Raw genomic sequence first — 17,966 nt, 5'->3', positions numbered from 1 at the left:
ATTCGGGATTCGGGATTCGGGATTCGGGATTCGGGATTCGGGATTCGGGAGGCGGGATTCGGGAGGCGGGATTCGGGAGGCGGGAGGCGCCTAAGTTTCACTGCCATGAAAATCCAATCGCGCAGGACCGACGTGACTACACCGGCACCCTGCCTTCTCCCGCCTGCGGGAGAAGGTGCCCGAAGGGCGGATGAGGGCAGCCGGCAGCATCCGTAGTTCCGGGAGGCACCACCATCAACCCGACCTCAAACAGGGCGCGACCGCCCAGCTGCTGCGCACCCGGCGATCAGCTCCTGACGCCATCCCCGCACAGCGCTCCAACGCGCCGTTGCCCGGCGCAGCATCCCGCTGCAAACGCTTCACCCCCGCGCGTCAGCCAACGAAATGCTGATACCCACGCTGCAGCGGATGCCAAGGCTCGCCCTGGGCATCGTGCACTACCACGCCCGGTGCAGCCACGATCTGGCCGATGCGCGTTGCGGCCACCTGTGCGAATTCCATTGCCTGCACCACCGCATCGCGATGCTGCGGCGCGGCGGTGAAACACAACTCGTAGTCGTCGCCACCACCGAGTTGCCAGCCAAGGCGCTGCAACGCGCTGATCCCGGCACTGCGTGGCATCGCCGGCAAGGCCGCAAGCGCCAGCTGCGCGCCCACGCCGCTGCGTTCGCACAGGTGTCCCAGATCGGCCAGCAGCCCGTCGGAGATATCCACGCACGCGTGCGCAAGCCCGCGCAAACGCAGCCCCGCCTGCACGCGTGGCTGCGGACGCAGCAGGCGGCTGCGCCATTGTTCGTGCAACGGGTCGGCAGCCGCGCAGGTCACATCCAGCTGACCGGCCTGCCACAGCGCCAACGCGGCGGCGGCCTCACCCGGCGCACCGGTCACCCACACGTCATCGCCCACGCGCGCACCATCGCGCCGCAACGCTGCGCCCGGCGGCAGGCTGCCGATCGCAGTCACCGCGCACGAAAGCGGCCCGCGCGTGGTGTCGCCACCGACCAGTACAATGGCGTGCGCATCGGCCAGCGCGAAGAAGCCGTCGGCGAATCCGTCCACCCACGCCAAATCGTCGTGCGGCAACGACAACGACAAGGTGCACCAACGCGGCTGCGCGCCCATCGCCGCCAGATCGGAGAGATTGACCGCCAGTGTCTTCCAGCCCAGATCGTCGGCGCGCGTTTCGTGCGGAAAATGCACCCCGGCATTAAGCGTATCGGCGGTGATCGCCAACTGCTCGCCGGGCGGCGGCTGCAACAGCGCCGCGTCATCGCCGATGCCCAATGGCACATCGGCACGCGCGGCGACGCGCGCGCGCAGGCGGGCGATTAGATCGAATTCGGGCATTTGAAGGGCCGGGATTGTGGATTGGGCATTCGGGATTGGTAACAGCAGGCTGTGTGAGGTGCGTCACCACAGCTGGCCAGCTGTCCTATCGAAGGATGCGACAGCGCAGACATGACACATCAACTCAAGGCTGAGTCACTCAAGCGAAGGCGCTCGCGCCCTGCACCGGCGCTCGCCGCCAATCCCGAATCACGAATGCCGCATCTCGGCGCTTCAGGCGCCTGACTCCACCTTGCGCCACTCCACCGCAGCGCGATCCAGCACACCGTTGACGTAGGTGTGGCCGTGCTCGGAACCGAAGCGCTTGGCGGTTTCGATCGCTTCGTTGATCACCACGCGGTACGGCACGTCCTGCCGGTGCAGCAATTCGTAGGCAGCCAACCGGAGCACGGCGCGTTCGATCGCATCGACCTCTTCCACGCCGCGATCCAGGTACGGCGTCAACGCGGTATCCAGCTCGGCGCGATGGGTGAGCACACCTTCCACCAGGCTTTCGAAGTACGCCAGGTCGGCCACTTCATGCGCCTGCTCGTGGGCGAACTGGCCGATCACCTGCTTGGCGAAGCCACCGGAGATCTGCCACGCATACACCGCCTGCAAAGCACGCCGGCGAGCGCGCGAACGCAGCACCGGGTCGATACCGTCGCGACGGCCGTGACGCGCGTGTCCACCGGGCTTGCTCATGGCAACAACTCCATCAAATTCACCAGTTCCAGCGCGGCGAGCGCGCATTCCTCGCCCTTGTTGCCGTGGCTGCCGCCGGCACGGGCTTCGGCGTCTTCCGCGCGTTCGACCGCCAGCACGCCGTTGAGCACCGGCACACCGGTCTGCAGCTGAACGCTCATCAAGCCCTCGGCGCACAGATCGGCCACGTGCTCGTAATGGCGGGTATCGCCACGGATCACGCAGCCCAGCGCGACGATCGCGCCATACTGGCCGGACTGCGCCACGCGGTTGGCGGCGATCGGAATTTCCCAGGCGCCGGGCACGCGGATCACGTCGATGGCGTCTTCACCAATGCCGTTGCCGGCCAGGCTCTGGCGCGCACCGGCAACCAGCACGTCGGTGATACGGGCATTCCAGCGGCTGGCGATGATCGCAAAGCGCGCGGTGGTGGGGCGAAGATCGCCTTCGTAGTGGGTCATGCGGGTCGGCAACTCGAGGGGGCGGCAAGTTTAACAGCTGCCGGGGCCAGGCCCGGCCGATGCGTACAGGCCGGGTCCACCGAAGCAGACCCGGCCATGCGCTGCAAGACCATCTGGAATGGCAACTCGCCGAGTGCGCGGCCAGCTGGCGCAGCCCACGGCTGGAGGCGGCAGCCCACATTTGGCCAGCACACACCGCGGTGGCCGGCGGCTGCACGCTTTCAACCAGGCGTCAGCGCCGGCAATAAACGCGACCATCGGAAAGCATCAGCTGACTGCGGTAATGGCTCGTAGCCATCTCAGGGCACGGCAGACGGCGGCACCGAACGCACGCCCTCACCGGCGTGGCATTCCAGATATTCCACCACCTCCAGCCCGAACCCGGCCAACCCCACCTGGCGCCGCGGCGTGCCCAGCACGCGCAGCTTGCCCAGGCCGAGTTCGGCCAGGATCTGCGCGCCAGCGCCGTTACGCCGCCACTGACTCACGTCCTTGGCGTTGGCGGCGGCTTCAGGCTGCTGGCGCAGACGGGCCAGCAGCGATTCGCTGTCGCGCGGTGCCGACAGCACCACCATCACGCCCTGCCCTTCGGCGGCGATCGCGCGCAAGGCATCGGTGGCCGCCACGCCGAAGTCATCGCGCTGCCAGTGCAGCAGATCGGCCAACGGGTTTTCCACCTGCACACGCACCAGTGTGGGTGTGTGCGGATCGGCGCTGCCACGCACCAGTGCAAAATGCAGGTCGTGCGCGATGCGGTCACGGTAGGTCACCAACTTGAACGGGCCGAATTCGGTGGTGATGTCGCGCGCGTCCACACGCTCGACGGTGTGCTCGTTGGCCAGCCGATACGCGATCAGATCGGCGATCGAGCCCATCTTCAGCCCGTGCTCGCGCGCGAACACTTCCAGTTGCGGGCGACGCGCCATGCTGCCGTCCGGGTTGAGTACTTCCACCAGCACGCCAGCTGGCTCCAGCCCGGCCAGCATCGGTAGATCGCTGGCCGCTTCGGTGTGACCAGCGCGGGTCAGCACGCCGCCCGGCTGCGAAATCAACGGGAAGATGTGGCCCGGCTGACTCAGATCCTGCGGCTTGGCATCCGGACGTACGGCAGTGCGCACGGTGTGTGCGCGGTCGTAAGCAGAAATGCCGGTGGTCACGCCTTCCGCCGCCTCGATGCTGACGGTGAAGTTGGTCTGGAATTGCGCGGTGTTGTTGCGCACCATCGGCGCCAGCCCCAACTGCGCGCAGCGCTCGCGGGTCAGCGACAGGCACACCAGCCCGCGCGCATGGGTGACCATGAAGTTGATGTCCGACGGCTTCACCAACTCGGCGGCCATGATCAGATCGCCTTCGTTCTCGCGGTCTTCGTCATCGACGATCACCACCATGCGACCGGCGCGCAGTTCTTCGATCAGCTCGGGAACCGGTGCGAACTTCATGCCGCACCTCGCGTGCCGAGCAAGCGTTCGACATAACGCGCCACCAGGTCGATTTCCAGATTCACCGCCGCACCGACCGCGGTCTGCGCAAACGCGGTGTTGGCCACCGTATGCGGAATCAACGCGACCTCGAAGCCGTCTTCGTCGACTGCATTGACGGTGAGGCTGACGCCGTCCACGCAGATCGAACCCTTCTTGGCGACGTAACGCAGCACCGCCTGCGGCGCGGCAAACCGCCAGCGCTGGGCACGTGCATCGTCATGTATCGCGTGCACCCGGCCCAGGCCATCGACATGCCCGCTGACCAGATGGCCGCCGAGGCGATCGGTGGGGCGCATCGCACGTTCAAGGTTGAGCAGTGCGCCCTCTGGCAGCGCGCCCAGCGTGGTCAGCGACAGCGTTTCGGTCGAGGCATCGGCCTGAAAACTGGCCGCGTCGAACGCGATCACGGTCAGGCACACGCCATTGACCGCGATGCTCTCGCCCAATTGGACCGACTCGAACGGCAGATTGCCGGTGGCGAAGGTGAAACGCACATCGCCGCCCTGCGGCTGACGCGCTGCCAGCTGGCCGACGCCTTCGATGATTCCGGTAAACATCAGCGTCCCCCCGCCTGCAGCAGTGAGGCGGTGGCGATGGAGCGCCGGAAGGCTGCGGCGCAGCGCGGCAGGTAGTGCATGGACATAGTCGTTTCTCGCAGAAGTTGAGCGAAAAACGCCGCAAGGCAAAGCAAACAGGCGCGCGCACAGCCGCAAGGCTGCGCGGTGGCCGTCTTCTTTCATCCGGACTATACCGTCGGCTCCGGCATCGGACCGGATCTGCTGACCTTCGCGCGATGCCCGGCACATGGAGGGCCGACCATCGCGACGAAGCGCTCGCGGGCTCGCATGCGTGCGCATGCCTACCGCCGGTGGGGAATCACACCCCGCCCTGAAGACGTTCGTGAGTGCCGGTGAACCGGCCGACGCAGTTTAACAGCGCGCCTCGGTGCGATGGATGAGCGTCAGCTAAGACTGGCAGGACGCTGTGTCGTGTCGGGAAATTTCCCATAGGCAGCCCTGTGAAGGATCTGTTAAATTGCGCACCGCGACGGGAGACGTCGTTTTTTTCCACCTTGCAATTGGGTGGAGACACGGACATCAATTCGGAGACAACCATCCAATGCGTCACACACTGATTCTGGCCGCCCTGCTGGCTGCCGCACCGTTTGCCGCCTCTGCTGAAGGCCTGAGCTACAGCTACGTTGAAGGCGGCTGGAACCGCACCGACTTCAATGTCAATGATGACAATGAGGGCATCAACGGCGGCTATCTGCGCGGTTCCTGGCAGATCGCCCAACCGGTCTACGTCTTCGCCGGCTACCAGCGCGCCATGCAGGACGACAACCTCGGCGCCGGCTTCACGGTCGACAGCACCCTGATCCAGGCCAACGCCGGCATCGGCTACCGCCAGGAAATGACCGAGCGCGTCGAGTTCATCGCCGACCTCAGCGTCCTGCGTACCAAGGTCGATGCGGACCTGCGCCAGCGTGGCCGTTCGCTGGGCAGCAGCTCCGACTCCACCAACCTGGGCTGGGCTAACCTGGGCCTGCGTGGCAAGCCCTCGCCGCGTACCGAGGCATGGGTCAAGGCCGGCTACATCGATGGCAACGACGTGGACAAGGGCGAATTCGTTGGCACTCTGGGTGGCCAGGTGAACTTCACCCAGACCTGGGGCCTGGTTGGCGAAGCGCAATTCATCGACGACGCAAATCAGTACCGCGTCGGCGTGCGCGCCAGCTTCTGATCGGCCTCGCGCATGGATAAGAAAGGCCCCGCATGCGGGGCCTTTCTTTGTCTCTCACCCCGCCACGAGTGGCGCGTAACGTAACCGCAGATCCTGCCCGAGCTGACGCACATCGCGTAGTTTCAATTCATAACGCTGCGCCATTTTTTCGATGCGAAGACCGGCAAGCAGTGGCCTTGCGGTATCGCCCAGCACCACCGGCGCCAGATAGACCAGCAGTTCGTCCACCAGGCCGGCTTGCAGCAGCGCGCCGCTCAGCGTTGCACCCGCCTCTGCATGCACTTCGTTGATGCCGCGCTCGGCCAATTGCGCCAGCACCGACCCTAGATCGAAGCGCCCTTCGTGCAGCGGCATCCCGATGAACTCGGCATTCTGCAGCGATGGAACCGACACCGCGCTGCCATGCAGATAGAGCGTCGGCGCGTCGCCCTGGCGAATGTTCTTGCACTCCAACGTGCGCAAGCGCGCGTCCAGCACGACCCGCAGCGGCGGCACGAAGGGCGTGTCATCACCCAACCGCACCGTCATCGACGGATCGTCGGCCAGCACCGTACCGGCGCCGGTCAGGATCGCGCCGGCACGCGCACGCCAGCGCTGCACGTCTGCACGCGCAACGGCACCGGTGATCCATTTCGATTCGCCACTGGCCAGCGCTGTACGCCCATCCAGGCTGGCGCCCAGCTTGACCCGCACCCACGGACGGTCACGCTCCACCCGCGATAGAAATCCCTGATTGAGTTCGCGCGCCTGCGCTTCCATCACACTGCTAAGAACTTCGATACCGGCTTCGTGCAGCAGTGCGAAACCACCGCCGTTGACCTGCGGAAACGGGTCGGCCATCGCGGCCACTACCCGGCGCACGCCGGCCTCGATCAACGCCAATGCGCAAGGAGGTGTGCGGCCGTAGTGCGCGCATGGCTCCAGGGTGACGTACGCCGTGGCACCGTGTGCCAGCTCACCGGCAGCGCGCAGCGCGAACACCTCGGCATGCGGGCCACCGGCCTGTCGATGGAAGCCTTCGCCCACGCACACGCCATCGCGCACGATCACGCAACCCACCATCGGATTTGGCCGCGTGGTGTAGGCACCGCGCTCTGCCAGGCGCAGCGCCTGCGCCATCCAGCGGTGGTCGTCGGCCGTCACACTCATTGCGTTGCTCCTTGGGGCGCGATGGCCATCACCACGATCTGCATCGGGCCAAGCAACAGCTCGGCATGTGCGTGCCAGCCAAGTCGCTGATAGAACGGCACCAGCCCCGGTTGGCAATACAGATACAGCAGCGGCACCTTCAGTTGCGCGGCGGCACGCACGCAGTGCGCCACCAGTGCTTCGCCGATCCCCTGCCCGCGCGCCTGCGGCTGCACATACAGCGATGCCAGCCAGGGCGACCATTGCCGGATGCGGCCATCGTCGTTCTCCAGCAGGCTGACCGAACCGAGCCAGTGCGACCGATCGAGCGCGACCCAAGTGGTGGGAATCACGCCATCGCGGGCATGGCTGCGCAGCTCGCTCAGCGCTTCATCGATAGTCCAGTCCGGCAACAGGCTGCCGAACGCCTGCAGATGTGCCTGCGCGATGGCAGGCAGATGCTCTGGCGTGTCCGCCACGCAGGCGATGCGCATGCGCTCAGCGCTTGCCGGGTTTGCCGGCACGTTCCAGCGCCGCTTCCAGCAGCGGCAGCTGTTCGCTGCCAACCGGCAGTTCGCGTTCGAGCTTCTCGATTTCCTCGCGGAAATCGGCCACGTCCTGAAAACTGCGATACACCGAAGCGAAGCGCACATAGCCCACATGATCGAGCTTGCGCAGCTCCACCATCACGTATTCGCCCACCCGCAGCGAGCCCACTTCGCGCTCGCCGGACATGCGCAACTGGTGCACCACCGCCCGCACCGCCGCTTCGATCTGCTCTTCGGAGACCGGGCGTTTCTGCAGCGCGCGGTCGAAGCTGGTGCGCAGCTTGCGCGCGTCGAACGCCTCGCGCCCGCCATCGCTCTTGACGACGGCAGGCAGTTTCAGTTCGATCGTTTCCAGGGTGCTGAAACGCTCGCCGCATGCCTCGCACTCGCGGCGCCGACGGATCGTCGTGCCGTCTTCGGACACCCGCGAATCGATCACGCGGGTGTCGTTGTGCTGGCAGAAAGGGCAGTGCATCAGACGTCCGGGATTTGGGATTGGGGATTCGGGATTGGCAACAGCACAAGCAAAGGCGCGCCGTTGGCGCATCCCAAATCCCGAATCACCAATCCCGGCATCTCAGCCATACACCGGATATTTCTTGCACTGCGCGGTCACTGCGTCGCGGACCTTCGACAGCACCGCTTCGTCGCTCGGGGCGTCCAGCACGTCGGCGATCCAGTTGGCCAGGTCGATGCTGTCCTGTTCCTTGTAACCGCGCGTGGTGATGGCCGGGGTACCCAGGCGCAAGCCCGAAGTCACGAACGGCGAGCGCGGGTCGTTGGGCACGGCGTTCTTGTTGACGGTGATGTGCGCCTTGCCCAGCGCGGCTTCGGCATCTTTGCCGGAGACATCACGGCCGATCATGTCGACCAGCATCAGGTGATTTTCGGTGCCACCGGAGACGATCTTGTAGCCGCGCGCGATCAGGGTATTGGCCATTGCCTGGGCGTTCTTGACCACCTGTTGCTGGTAGGTCTTGAACGCCGGCTCCAGCGCTTCCTTGAACGCGACCGCCTTGGCCGCGATGACGTGCATCAGCGGACCGCCCTGGATGCCCGGGAACACGATCGACTGCAGCTTCTTCTGCAACTCTTCGCTGGCGCCCTTGGCAACGATGATGCCGCCGCGCGGGCCGCGCAGGGTCTTATGGGTGGTCGAGGTGACCACGTGCGCATGCTCCATCGGGCTCGGATAGACGCCGGCGGCCACAAGGCCTGCGATGTGGGCCATGTCCACGAACAGATACGCACCGACGCTGTCGGCGATGGCGCGAAAGCGGGCCCAATCGATCTTCTGCGAATACGCGGAGAAGCCAGCGATGACCATCTTCGGCTTGTGCTCGGTCGCCAGGCGCTGGACCTCGTCGTAATCGATCAGGCCCTGCTCGTTGACGCCGTACTGCACCGCGTTGAACAACTTGCCGGACACGTTGACCTTGGCACCGTGGGTCAGGTGACCGCCGTGCGCCAGGCTCATGCCCAGGATGGTGTCGCCGGGCTGCAGTAGCGCCAGATACACCGCCTGATTGGCCTGGGAACCGCTGTGCGGCTGCACGTTCGCGTAGTCGGCGCCGAAGACCTGCTTGATGCGGTCGATTGCCAGCTGTTCAGCAATGTCCACGTACTCGCAGCCACCGTAGTAGCGCTTGCCCGGGTAGCCTTCGGCATACTTGTTGGTCAGCTGGCTGCCCTGCGCTTCCATCACCAGCGGGCTGCAGTAGTTCTCGCTGGCGATCAGCTCGACGTGATCCTCCTGGCGGACGGCTTCAGCAGCGATGGCCTTGGCCAGTTCGGGGTCGTAGGTTTCCAGTCGGACATCGCGCGAGAACATCAGGTCTCCAGAGGAATGGACAGATGGCAGGCGCGTAGTTTAAAGCGTGTTGCGCCCTTTGAGGTGAGATGCCCTACACGAGGGCCAGCTCAGAAAGCCGTTGAACGCCAGCAGGTCCGAAGACAGCTGCCTGCAAGCAAACGCAGGCGCAGGCAAGTGCCTGCGCGGTGGCACTTTAGAGCGCGAACGATCCGCCGAATGTGATCATCAGCGTGCGGTCCTGCAGGAGTTGCCAGGTCGCTGCCGAGGCCGTGGTGTCCAGCGCCGTGGTCGCCGAGAACATCAGCGCCTTGCGATTGCCTACGTTGAACAGGTTGACCTTCAGGTAAGGCTTTTTCAGGTTGCCGATGTCATGGAAGTTGTAGCCGCTGTTGAGGTTGACGGTGGCAAATCCACCAGCGTCCGAGCCACCTGAATGGAGGAAGGTGCCCCAGATCCTGCTCTGCGCATTAACGCTCAGGCTGGCCCACAGCGCCTGGCCTGTGTAGTTGACCGAGGCATATCCCGCATTCCTCGGTGCGTTGAGCAGGGTCTTGCCGTCGGTGGCATAGGTCATGGCGCCAAGAGCGACATCGTTCTTCATCTCGCTCTTGTTGTACGCATAGGAGGCATAAACAGACCACAGGTCGTCGAACTGATAGCTCAACTCGGTATTGACGCCGCGCATCTGCACGCTGCCCAGCTGGTAGTAGACCGGAGCGCGGGTCATCGGATCGGCGCCACTGAACTGCTTGTGCTCGAAGTTGGTCGCATACAGATCCAGCACCGTGCTCAGACTATCGCCGTAGTAGCGCCAGCCCAGGTCGGCGGTCAGCGACTGCTCGGGTTCGGCATCGCTGATCGATGTCTGCGAACCGATCGCACTGGCGTAGGCGGCGTTCCAGAAATCGTACAGCGCGGAGGTGTTGATCGGCGCGCGGTAGGCCTTTCCCACTCCGAGGAATAACTGATTCTGCTCGTCGAGCTGGACCTTGATGCCCCCCGTCGGCGTGAACTTCTTGTACGTATTAGCACCGGAGGCGTACAGCGAGCTGTTTCCCGGCGTGGTCGGATCGATACCCAGTTCCGCACCGGGCCAGGTCGAATACCAGCCCTTGCGCTGCACCCAGGTATAGGCGCCACCAACGGTCAGCGTCCACTGGTCGTTGGGCGTCCAGGTGTTGGTGGCGAAGGCGCGATAGGTCGGCGTGGTCGAATAGAAGCGATAGGCGACCTGCGGACTACCGTTGGCGTTTTTGTAGTAATACCGGCTGTCATGGCCCCAGACATCGGCAGGCTGGCCCTGTGGGTCGGCCGGGAGGAAGACATTCGAACCTTGCTCACGCGGGCGCTCGACCAGCATGCCGTACTCCAGGCTGTCGCTCATGCCAACGTCCTGCTTGAACTTGACATGGATGCCTGGACGGAAGGTATCGAAGGTGTAGAACACATATGTACTGGCGTACCCGTAGCCGCCCCCGCCGTAGCCGTAGACGAAGTACGGCACCACAGATAGACGCAGGCTGTCGCTCAGTGTGAACTCACCGTCGAGGCTGGCGATCCAGCTGCGGAACGGGTTGGTCCGCGTGCCGACCCAGTCACTGGCGTCGGCCGACTTGTAAGACTGGACATAGCCGAAGTCGTAGCCATTGGCGGCGATCTGCTCCTTGGTGAGGTTGCGGTAGTCGTTCCTGACATGGCGGGTGTATTGCAGCGCGCCGGTGATCGCGTCGCCGCCGTCCAGCGTCCACACCGACTTGGCGTCGATCTTGTTCACCGTGGACTGTCCATCGCCGCGCCAATGGTCGGTCTGGTTGTTCGAATAGGAGAGCCACGAACGGACCGGTCCACGGTCACCGGTGTTGTAGCGCAGGAACGTGCGCTTGTAGTTGTTGCTGCCCAAGCTCTGGCTCAAGTCCAAGCCGGCATCGGCGGTTGGATCGACGGTCACCCAGGCGATGTTGCCGCCGGCTGCGCCTATCACCGGTGAGGTGACGCCCGGATAACCCTGTTCGACGGTGATGTCGCCCATATTCTCGGTGTCGCCGTACTCGGTGGCGTACATCGTGTAATCACCCGAGTCGTTGAGTGGCACACCGTTGAGCGTCACGCCGACCTCGTCGGCGGGGAAGCCGCGCACGGTGAAGTTGCCGTCACTCAGGCCGGTCGCGTCGTTGGTGGCCGAGATCGCGCCGGGGATGCTGGACAGCATCTGGGTGAAGTTGGCGCCGGGCACGCCCCTGATGATGGCCTGGCGACTGATGGTGGACACGGCCTTGGGCGCGGACTGCACCTCCATGTTGCCGCTGCCCAGCGACACCGAGCTACCGGTCACCTTGACCGCGTCGAGCTGGAGCGCGCGCTGAGTCGCGTTGGAGTTGGTGGTGTTGGAGGTCGTGGTGATGCTGCCGCGCGGAACGGCGTCGGTGCCGGCGGCGTCCTGGGCGAAGGCGTCACCGGTGGCCGCGTACAACACGGCCATCACTGCAACGGAAAGAAGCGCTTTATTCATGAGGAGATTGCCAGTGTGGGGGGAGACATCTGGTCACGCCATCGCCGCGTCGGCGCGCGTCGTCGCCGACCAACGTCCGGGCCGCGTCCCTGGCACGACCGCTTGCAATTCCTGTCCAGTGACGTGGGCGTCGCCACCTCAATGGCGGACTGCGCAAAAAGCAAGGACGGTCAGATGGCGAGAGTCGGCGAATCAGGGAGGTCCAACGCTGGTGGCCGGGTCTTGACGACACCGATCACGGCACCTAAGTCTCGCCTCCGGCACACCAAGTGGCCGGCGGCGCGATGCGGCGCGACAGCATAAATTTTTCCCCGTGGGACTGACAGACGTCGAGGTCGTCGGATGTCACGCTTTTGCTATCCGGATGACGTTTCAGCGCAAGCGATATCATTTTCGTGTCCGCTTCCGTAGGCAAGGTCTTTCCCTTAGCCCATCTGCACGATCCTGGAACGGCCGAACAGCAAGTCGGGCGCCGATCCGAGATCGGCGAATTAAGCGGCGCTGCTGCACATTTGTAGCGCCAGACAACACATGTCCGTCGGTGCGGAGTCCTTGGGTCGATGGATCGCTCTGGCCCAGTCCACTCTGGCACCGAGGGCCGTTAGATCGAATCACCACCCTGCTGCGCTGAGCTGGCAACGGAGTGGCCAATCTACCGACGCTTTGCCCACCCTCGGGTTAGAGGCGCAATGACCTGGAAGAACAGATGCGTCGGTCGTCAGCGGTGCGCAAGCTGGTGCCGGAAGGGGCAAGCCGACAGCGGCGCCTCCGCCAAGTCTGCGGGTTCGGGCGCAGCAGCGCCGCTGGGCCGACTGTCGGCAAGGAAATAGGCCAGTAGAAGCTTGTCGTTGGCTTGGCACCGGCCATCCAATGCAGTAACGCAAGCGCAGCTTCCACGCCTCCAGATGACGGAAGCGCTTGAGTTGATGCTCAACGGTGTGCGCGTCGCTGCGCTGCCGCTGGAGCTGGTGAACTCGGGCGATGCCCCACGCTAGCGCGTCGGCAATGGCTCCTACGCCGGCTCGCACAGGTGTTGCCATCGCCGCACGCAACACCATCATGTGCTGCAGTACGTCCTTTCGATCGAGCGACACGTCGCACCAGCGCGCATTGCATTGGTTTGTCGAGGAGCGTAAAGCGGGGCTGCCACAACGCGACAGGGCGCACCGAAGTGCGCCCTGTCGCCGTTACCGATCCGCTGGCTGCGCCTGGCCGCCGGGATTGATGGACACGCTCAATTGTTGAGCACCAGGTCGGCAATGACGCCGGTGGCGATAGCCACCAACAGCAGATTGCCACGGTCGTCGCTCTGCCAGCGGTAGCCGTACGGCGGGCGACGCAGGTCATAGCGGTCGTAGTCGTTGATCACATAGACCGGGCCGTGGTAACGCTGGCCGCGGGCCCAGTACGGACGCGGCGGTGGGCCAGCGCGGTAATAGGCTGGACGATCGTAGACATAGACCCGTTTGCGGTCGTAGCGACGGTCCTGATAGCGGGCATCACGATAGCCCTCGCGGTAACCGCTGCTGTAGTAGCGGCGGTCGTCGCGCCAGTCGCGACGGTCAGCCCGGCGATCATCGCGCCAGTCACGGCGGTCGTTGCGCCAGTCGCCGCGGTGGTCGCGGTCATGGCCGCGGCGATCGTGGTCGCGGCCCCAGTCCCCGGCGAAAGCAGCCGGTGCCACGGAACCCAGCGCGAGGATCGAGGAAAGCACAACGGTAACGATGCGTTTGCGGTTCATGACCAGCTCCTGTTTGCGATGTCGCAATTTCATTAAGGCGCTGCCCGCCTTAACGCATTCTTGCTGGAATCGGTTACGAAAATGCCTATTCAGGTAATAGGTCGGCTGCCGTTTAGCTACCGCCTGACTCGGCGCGCCCCCGGGCACTTGCCCGTATAATCGGCGCAATCCCCTTTCCGCTGCCTCCGGCCTCGGCCGGCGGGCTGCCTGCGTCCACGGAGCACCCATGTCGCAATATATCTACACCATGAACCGCGTCAGCAAGGTGGTCCCGCCCAAGCGGCAGATCATCAAGGACATCTCGCTGAGCTTCTTTCCGGGCGCCAAGATCGGCCTGCTGGGTCTGAATGGCGCGGGCAAGTCCACCGTGCTGAAGATCATGGCCGGCGTGGACACCGACTTCGAGGGCGAAGCCCGTCCGCAGGCCGGCATCAAGGTCGGCTATCTGGCGCAGGAACCGCAGCTCAACCCCGAACACACCGTGCGCGAGGCAGTCGAGGAAGGCGTGGGCGACGTGCTGCAGGCACAGGCCGCGCTGGATGCGGTGTACCTGGCCTATGCCGAAGAAGGCGCCGATTTCGACGCATTGGCCAAGGAACAGGAGCGCCTGGAGGCGATCCTGGCCGCAGGCGATGCGCACACGCTGGAAAACCAGCTGGACGTAGCCGCCGATGCGCTGCGCCTGCCGCCGTGGGACGCGATCGTCGGCAAGCTGTCCGGTGGCGAAAAGCGCCGCGTGGCGCTGTGCCGCCTGCTGCTGCAGAAGCCGGACATGCTGCTGCTCGACGAACCCACCAACCACTTGGACGCCGAGTCGGTGGAGTGGCTGGAACAGTTCCTCGCACGCTACACCGGCACCGTGGTGGCGGTGACGCATGACCGCTACTTCCTGGACAACGCCGCCGAGTGGATCCTGGAACTGGACCGCGGCCGCGGTATTCCGTGGAAGGGCAACTACACCGACTGGCTGACCCAGAAGGACGAGCGCCTCAAGCAGGAAGACAACCAGGAAAAATCACGCCAGAAGGCGATCCAGAAGGAACTGGAATGGTCGCGGCAGAACGCCAAGGGCGGCCGCACCAAGGGCAAGGCGCGTCTGGCCCGCCTGGAAGAGCTGCAGTCGGTGGATTACCAGCGCCGCAACGAGACCAATGAAATCTTCATCCCGCCGGGCGAGCGCCTGGGCAACTCGGTGATGGAATTCAAGAACGTGTCCAAGAAGTTCGGCGACCGCCTGCTGATCGACAACCTGTCGATGATCGTGCCGCCCGGCGCCATCGTCGGCATCATCGGCCCCAACGGTGCCGGTAAGTCGACCCTGTTCAAGATGATCACCGGCCAGGAAAAGCCCGATTCCGGCGAAATCGTGGTCGGCCCGACCGTGCAGCTGTCCTACGTGGACCAGAGCCGCGACGCACTGGAAGGCAACCACAACGTGTTCCAGGAAATCGCAGGCGGCCTGGATATCCTCAACATCAACGGTGTGGAAATCCAGTCGCGCGCCTACATCGGCCGCTTCAACTTCAAGGGCCAGGACCAGCAGAAGATGGTCGGCTCGCTCTCCGGTGGTGAGCGCGGTCGTCTGCACATGGCCAAGACCCTGCTGCAGGGCGGCAACGTGCTGCTGCTCGACGAACCGTCCAACGATCTGGACATCGAGACGCTGCGTGCGCTGGAAGATGCGTTGCTGGAGTTCCCGGGCAACACCTTCGTGATTTCGCATGATCGCTGGTTCCTCGACCGTATCGCCACGCACATCCTGTCGTTCGAAGGCGAGTCGCATGTGGAGTTCTTCCAGGGCAACTACCGCGAGTACGAAGAAGACAAGCGTCGCCGCATGGGCGACGACGCCGGCCCGAAGCGCCTGCGCTTCAAGGCGCTGAAGTAAGTTGTCTTAATTCATAAAAAAGGCGCCTTTCGGCGCTTTTTTTATGTATGGAGTTAGAAGCTGGATGATTGCTTTTTTGGAAGACGAGGACACCACGTCGGGCATCGGGGGCTGGCTTTTTAAAAGCTACGCGCCCGACCATCTCAACTGGTCCTTGCACATCCAACGTCGCGGGACCTTACGCGGCATCCATGCCCGCCCGTCGACGGAATGCTCACCTGCGCTGCACTAACGTGCCGGCGTCATCCATCTGAGGTTTGCATATGCCTGTCAGCTACTCGATCAGCCTGCCCGATCCCAAGATCGCCCGCGGTAGCGCGCCCTCGGTGAGCTTCACCGCCAATGGTGCCGAGGCCTTCGCCGAGCAATTGCAGGCGGCGCTGTGCGATCCGGCCTGGTTCGACCGTTGGCGCCAGCTGCAGGTCGACCCGGACGAGGTGGATCCAAGTCTCGGCATCACCGACTCGGCGGCCACGGTCACCGGCACGCAGCACGATCTGCGCATCGATCTGGTCGCAACCACGAGCATTCCCGGCGACCTCTTCAAACAGCGCATGCAGGCGCTGGCCGGTTCGCACTGGGAAATGCGCGACGTCCGTTGAATTGCAAACGCGATGTTTCGGCCACCCTGCCATCCCAGCGTGGGCGATCGACGCGCTGGACCAGCAGCCACAAGCACAGCGTCGTTTCACCCACCAAGACCGATCGCAGGAAACCAGGAGCGAACATCGTCGCTACGTCCGGCACCGGCAATTCGGCGCATACGGCGACTAGCTAGCGACGCCCGCCACCAGCATCAATACGCCCGCCGCGCGGCGGGTCGCGAGAGGGCATTGCGTGCACATTGCCGACGCTCCGCTAGCGCCGCAGACGTAGGCCATGGCACGGATTGACTGAGACGCCGAGTGAAGCCGCGCAGCGCTGATTGATTACATCAGCGCTGCGCCAGCACCCTCATCCGCCACTGCGGGCACCCTCTCCCACCGCGAGGTTGGGTTGGGGTGAGCGTACGGCACGACGCCACGCATAAAGCCACTCAATGCATCAGCGCTGACCCTTAGCCGCCGAATTGCCTATCGCATGTCACACACACGCGCCTGCGTTCACCCACGCAACGCCGCAGCATGATGCGCGATGTGCTCGCCGATAAAGCTTGAGATGAAGTAATAGCTATGGTCGTACCCGGGCTGCAGCCGCACTGTCACCGGGTAGCCGGCGGCCTTTGCCGCGTCTTCAAACAACACTGTTTTCAGCTGATTCTGAAGAAATTCGTCGGCATCGCCTTGGTCGATCAACAGCGGCAAACGTTCTTGAGCTTCAGCGATCAACGCTGTGGCGTCGTAAGCTTTCCAGTTCGTACGATCGTCGCCCAGATACCGGCCAAACGCTTTCGCGCCCCACGGCACTTGACTGGGCGCCACGATCGGCGAAAACGCCGACACGCTGCGATAGCGGCCCGGGTTCTTCAAGGCGATGGTCAGGGCGCCATGCCCGCCCATCGAGTGGCCACTGATGGCACGCGCGCCGGTGGTGGCGAAGGTTGCTTCGATCAACGCCGGCAATTCGTTCACGACGTAGTCGTACATGCGGTAATGCGCCGCCCACGGCTGCTCGGTGGCATCGACATAGAAACCAGCGCCCTTACCGATGTCGTAGCCTTCCGCGTCGGCCACATCATCGCCACGCGGGCTGGTGTCGGGCGCCACCACGATCACGCCATGCTCGGCCGCATAGCGCTGCGCCCCTGCCTTGCTGATGAAGTTCTGCTCGGTGCAGGTCAGACCGCTCAGCCAGTACAGCACCGGCAACGGGCCGTCAGCGGCTTGCGGCGGCAGGTACACGCCCAGCTGCATGCTGCAGCTCAAGGTCTGCGACTGATGCCGATACACATCCTGCCAGCCGCCGAAGCAGGCGCGGTGTTCGATACGTTCCATGGAGATTCCTTACGAAGAGAAACCCTGCAGCCGGATCGCCGGCTGCAGGGTTGGACCATCAATGCAACAGACCCTTCTTGCGTGCCACATGGGCAGAGAGCGCATCCATCAACGCCGGCGACAGACAGTCGTACGGCGGCAAGCCCAGGTCGGTCAGGCGCGCACGTACCCCATCCATCTGCTCCGGCGGGGCGCCGGTTTCGATGATGGAAGACACGAACGCGGCAAAGCCCGGTGCCGACCAGCCCTGTTGCTTCGACAACTCGGTATGCACGAAGTCCAGACCGTAGAACGCATGCTCCTTGTTCTCGATGCGGCCGAACAGGTGTACACCGCAGCCGGTGCAGGCATGGCGCTGGATCGCCGCGCTTTCATCGACGATCTTCAGCTTTTCTTCGTGCGCGGTCACCTTGACCTTGTCCCGCGGCGCCACCGCGATCACGGAGAACGTTGCGCCCTCGGGGTTCCAGCATTTGCTGCAGCCGCATGCGTGGTTGTGTGCGGTCTGCGCACCCACCTCCACTACCACCTTGTCGCTGGTGCAGTGACATTCGAGGGTTCCCCCTTGAAAGTTTTCTGCACCGCCTCGCGCAACACCACCATCGACCGAAGGATGAATCGACACATTCGTCATTACGCCCCTCCCGGAGTTTCGGTTACCGCATGCGCGGAAGTGGCCGCGCGCCGCT

General features: G+C 64.2%; 16 protein-coding genes and 1 riboswitch. Of the genes, 3 read left to right on the top strand and 13 right to left on the bottom strand.

Going from position 1 to position 17,966, the window contains the following annotated elements:
• Positions 1–372: 372 nt before the first annotated feature.
• From thiL to XBLMG947_RS00375, 5 genes are all read right to left on the bottom strand, one after another.
• Entirely contained in the window at positions 373–1,347 is a 975-nt protein-coding gene (gene thiL, locus XBLMG947_RS00395) for a thiamine-phosphate kinase (protein ID WP_065465893.1), read from the bottom strand.
• 213 nt (positions 1,348–1,560) lie between these two features.
• A complete protein-coding gene (gene nusB, locus XBLMG947_RS00390; protein ID WP_065465892.1) occupies positions 1,561–2,031 on the bottom strand; it encodes a transcription antitermination factor NusB in 471 nt (156 codons plus the stop codon).
• Positions 2,028–2,492 (bottom strand): 6,7-dimethyl-8-ribityllumazine synthase, encoded by a 465-nt coding sequence (ribH, locus tag XBLMG947_RS00385; RefSeq protein WP_065465891.1) that lies wholly within the window; start codon positions 2,490–2,492, stop codon positions 2,028–2,030. The genes nusB and ribH overlap by 4 nt, the downstream gene beginning before the upstream one ends.
• Before the next feature lie 299 nt (positions 2,493–2,791).
• Positions 2,792–3,931, bottom strand: coding sequence for a 3,4-dihydroxy-2-butanone-4-phosphate synthase (ribB, locus tag XBLMG947_RS00380; protein ID WP_065465890.1), 1,140 nt, complete (start codon positions 3,929–3,931; stop codon positions 2,792–2,794).
• Entirely contained in the window at positions 3,928–4,530 is a 603-nt protein-coding gene (locus XBLMG947_RS00375) for a riboflavin synthase (protein ID WP_065465889.1), read from the bottom strand. The genes ribB and XBLMG947_RS00375 overlap by 4 nt, the downstream gene beginning before the upstream one ends.
• Before the next feature lie 167 nt (positions 4,531–4,697).
• Positions 4,698–4,873: riboswitch (FMN riboswitch) on the bottom strand.
• Between the two features lie 219 nt (positions 4,874–5,092).
• On the opposite strand from XBLMG947_RS00375, the gene XBLMG947_RS00370 reads away from it, so the two are divergent.
• Positions 5,093–5,716, top strand: a complete 624-nt coding sequence (locus XBLMG947_RS00370) for an outer membrane beta-barrel protein (RefSeq protein WP_065465888.1) — start codon at positions 5,093–5,095, stop codon at positions 5,714–5,716.
• A 54-nt stretch (positions 5,717–5,770) separates the two neighbouring features.
• On the opposite strand, the gene ribD is transcribed toward XBLMG947_RS00370, so the two are convergent.
• The 6 genes from ribD to XBLMG947_RS00340 form a co-directional block, all read right to left on the bottom strand.
• Positions 5,771–6,865: a bifunctional diaminohydroxyphosphoribosylaminopyrimidine deaminase/5-amino-6-(5-phosphoribosylamino)uracil reductase RibD gene (gene ribD / locus XBLMG947_RS00365; RefSeq protein ID WP_065465887.1), complete on the bottom strand. Its 1,095-nt coding sequence runs from the start codon at positions 6,863–6,865 to the stop codon at positions 5,771–5,773.
• The gene (locus tag XBLMG947_RS00360) at positions 6,862–7,338 is read right to left on the bottom strand and encodes a GNAT family N-acetyltransferase (protein ID WP_065465886.1); all 477 of its coding nucleotides are present in this window, start codon (positions 7,336–7,338) and stop codon (positions 6,862–6,864) included. Before XBLMG947_RS00360 ends, ribD begins: the two co-directional genes overlap by 4 nt.
• Positions 7,339–7,342: 4 nt before the next feature.
• Complete coding sequence (nrdR, locus tag XBLMG947_RS00355; protein WP_065465885.1) at positions 7,343–7,867, bottom strand: transcriptional regulator NrdR; 525 nt, start codon at positions 7,865–7,867, stop codon at positions 7,343–7,345.
• A 102-nt stretch (positions 7,868–7,969) separates the two neighbouring features.
• Positions 7,970–9,223, bottom strand: a complete 1,254-nt coding sequence (gene glyA / locus XBLMG947_RS00350; protein ID WP_065465884.1) for a serine hydroxymethyltransferase — start codon at positions 9,221–9,223, stop codon at positions 7,970–7,972.
• A 175-nt stretch (positions 9,224–9,398) separates the two neighbouring features.
• On the bottom strand, positions 9,399–11,714 hold the full coding sequence (locus XBLMG947_RS00345) for a TonB-dependent receptor (protein WP_065465883.1): 2,316 nt from the start codon (positions 11,712–11,714) through the stop codon (positions 9,399–9,401).
• Between the two features lie 1,234 nt (positions 11,715–12,948).
• Positions 12,949–13,455, bottom strand: a complete 507-nt coding sequence (locus XBLMG947_RS00340) for an RcnB family protein (RefSeq protein WP_065465895.1) — start codon at positions 13,453–13,455, stop codon at positions 12,949–12,951.
• A gap of 226 nt (positions 13,456–13,681) precedes the next feature.
• Between XBLMG947_RS00340 and ettA the strand changes: the two genes are divergently transcribed.
• Both ettA and XBLMG947_RS00330 read left to right on the top strand, forming a co-directional pair.
• A complete protein-coding gene (gene ettA / locus XBLMG947_RS00335; RefSeq protein WP_005997279.1) occupies positions 13,682–15,343 on the top strand; it encodes an energy-dependent translational throttle protein EttA in 1,662 nt (553 codons plus the stop codon).
• 263 nt (positions 15,344–15,606) lie between these two features.
• Positions 15,607–15,945, top strand: coding sequence for a hypothetical protein (locus XBLMG947_RS00330; RefSeq protein ID WP_065465882.1), 339 nt, complete (start codon positions 15,607–15,609; stop codon positions 15,943–15,945).
• A 501-nt stretch (positions 15,946–16,446) separates the two neighbouring features.
• Here XBLMG947_RS00330 and fghA read toward each other — a convergent pair.
• Positions 16,447–17,277 carry an S-formylglutathione hydrolase gene (gene fghA, locus XBLMG947_RS00325; protein WP_065465881.1) on the bottom strand — a complete coding sequence of 277 codons (831 nt, stop codon included), beginning with the start codon at positions 17,275–17,277 and terminating at the stop codon, positions 16,447–16,449.
• Between the two features lie 58 nt (positions 17,278–17,335).
• Entirely contained in the window at positions 17,336–17,911 is a 576-nt protein-coding gene (gene gfa, locus XBLMG947_RS00320; RefSeq protein ID WP_065465880.1) for an S-(hydroxymethyl)glutathione synthase, read from the bottom strand.
• Between the last annotated feature and the right edge of the window lie 55 nt (positions 17,912–17,966).

It is taken from the genome of Xanthomonas bromi, assembly GCF_900092025.1.
In the GTDB taxonomy this organism is placed as follows: Bacteria; Pseudomonadota; Gammaproteobacteria; order Xanthomonadales; family Xanthomonadaceae; genus Xanthomonas; species Xanthomonas bromi.
This window is presented reverse-complemented; position numbering and strand designations above follow the sequence as displayed.

Coding starts and splice junctions, on each gene's coding strand:
- thiL (WP_065465893.1), bottom strand. CDS start 1,347: ATGCCCGAATTCGATCTAATCGCCCGCCTGCGCGCGCGCGTCGCCGCG.
- nusB (WP_065465892.1), bottom strand. CDS start 2,031: ATGAGCAAGCCCGGTGGACACGCGCGTCACGGCCGTCGCGACGGTATC.
- ribH (WP_065465891.1), bottom strand. CDS start 2,492: ATGACCCACTACGAAGGCGATCTTCGCCCCACCACCGCGCGCTTTGCG.
- ribB (WP_065465890.1), bottom strand. CDS start 3,931: ATGAAGTTCGCACCGGTTCCCGAGCTGATCGAAGAACTGCGCGCCGGT.
- XBLMG947_RS00375 (WP_065465889.1), bottom strand. CDS start 4,530: ATGTTTACCGGAATCATCGAAGGCGTCGGCCAGCTGGCAGCGCGTCAG.
- XBLMG947_RS00370 (WP_065465888.1), top strand. CDS start 5,093: ATGCGTCACACACTGATTCTGGCCGCCCTGCTGGCTGCCGCACCGTTT.
- ribD (WP_065465887.1), bottom strand. CDS start 6,865: ATGAGTGTGACGGCCGACGACCACCGCTGGATGGCGCAGGCGCTGCGC.
- XBLMG947_RS00360 (WP_065465886.1), bottom strand. CDS start 7,338: ATGCGCATCGCCTGCGTGGCGGACACGCCAGAGCATCTGCCTGCCATC.
- nrdR (WP_065465885.1), bottom strand. CDS start 7,867: ATGCACTGCCCTTTCTGCCAGCACAACGACACCCGCGTGATCGATTCG.
- glyA (WP_065465884.1), bottom strand. CDS start 9,223: ATGTTCTCGCGCGATGTCCGACTGGAAACCTACGACCCCGAACTGGCC.
- XBLMG947_RS00345 (WP_065465883.1), bottom strand. CDS start 11,714: ATGAATAAAGCGCTTCTTTCCGTTGCAGTGATGGCCGTGTTGTACGCG.
- XBLMG947_RS00340 (WP_065465895.1), bottom strand. CDS start 13,455: ATGAACCGCAAACGCATCGTTACCGTTGTGCTTTCCTCGATCCTCGCG.
- ettA (WP_005997279.1), top strand. CDS start 13,682: ATGTCGCAATATATCTACACCATGAACCGCGTCAGCAAGGTGGTCCCG.
- XBLMG947_RS00330 (WP_065465882.1), top strand. CDS start 15,607: ATGCCTGTCAGCTACTCGATCAGCCTGCCCGATCCCAAGATCGCCCGC.
- fghA (WP_065465881.1), bottom strand. CDS start 17,277: ATGGAACGTATCGAACACCGCGCCTGCTTCGGCGGCTGGCAGGATGTG.
- gfa (WP_065465880.1), bottom strand. CDS start 17,911: ATGACGAATGTGTCGATTCATCCTTCGGTCGATGGTGGTGTTGCGCGA.